Origin of the sequence: Pseudomonas wayambapalatensis, assembly GCF_049942315.1 — a bacterium.
Classification (GTDB): domain Bacteria; phylum Pseudomonadota; class Gammaproteobacteria; order Pseudomonadales; family Pseudomonadaceae; genus Aquipseudomonas; species Aquipseudomonas wayambapalatensis.
Genome location: NZ_JBNFMU010000001.1, coordinates 1 through 1,151 on the forward strand (window position 1 = coordinate 1; position 1,151 = coordinate 1,151).

Below are 1,151 nucleotides of genomic sequence, written 5' to 3' on the forward strand. Positions count from 1 at the left end.
GCGCCGACGGTACGACCGCCTTCACGGATGGCGAAGCGCAGACCGTCTTCCATTGCGATGGTCTTGATCAGGGTGACAGTCATCTGAATGTTGTCACCTGGCATTACCATCTCAACGCCTTCCGGCAGTTCGCAGTTACCGGTCACGTCAGTGGTACGGAAGTAGAACTGAGGACGGTAGCCTTTGAAGAACGGAGTGTGACGACCGCCTTCTTCCTTCGACAGAACGTAGACTTCTGCGGTGAACTTGGTGTGCGGCTTGACCGAACCTGGCTTGACCAGAACCTGGCCACGCTCAACGTCGTCACGCTTGGTACCACGCAGCAGAACGCCGCAGTTCTCGCCAGCACGACCTTCGTCCAGCAGCTTGCGGAACATCTCAACGCCGGTGCAGGTGGTGGTGGTGGTGTCACGCAGACCAACGATTTCCAGCGGATCCTGAACGCGGACGATACCACGCTCGATACGACCGGTCACAACGGTACCACGACCCGAGATCGAGAATACGTCTTCGATCGGCATCAGGAACGGCTGGTCGACGGCACGAACTGGCTCAGGGATGTAGGCATCCAGAGTTTCTACCAGCTTCTTGACAGCGGTAGTGCCCATTTCGTTGTCGTCTTTGCCTTCCAGCGCCATACGAGCCGAACCAATGATGATCGGGGTGTCGTCGCCTGGGAAGTCGTAGGTGGACAGCAGGTCGCGAACTTCCATCTCGACCAGTTCCAGCAGCTCAGCGTCGTCTACCAGGTCAGCCTTGTTCAGGAAGACCACGATGTACGGAACGCCTACCTGACGGGACAGCAGGATGTGCTCACGGGTTTGTGGCATCGGACCATCGGCGGCCGAGCAAACCAGGATCGCGCCGTCCATCTGGGCAGCACCGGTGATCATGTTCTTCACGTAGTCAGCGTGACCCGGGCAGTCAACGTGAGCGTAGTGACGAATGTTCGAGTTGTACTCGACGTGAGCGGTGTTGATGGTGATACCGCGCGCTTTTTCTTCCGGAGCCGAGTCGATCTTGTCGAACTCAACGACTGCCGAACCGAAAACTTCGGAGCAGACGCGAGTCAGAGCTGCGGTCAGAGTGGTCTTACCGTGGTCAACGTGGCCGATAGTGCCGACGTTAACGTGGGGAAGGGAACGATCAAA

General features: G+C 57.9%; 1 protein-coding gene. It reads right to left on the reverse strand.

Going from position 1 to position 1,151, the window contains the following annotated elements:
- A partial coding sequence (gene tuf / locus ACPZMI_RS00005) for an elongation factor Tu (RefSeq protein WP_426351411.1) occupies window positions 1–1,151 on the reverse strand: 1,151 nt, incomplete at both ends.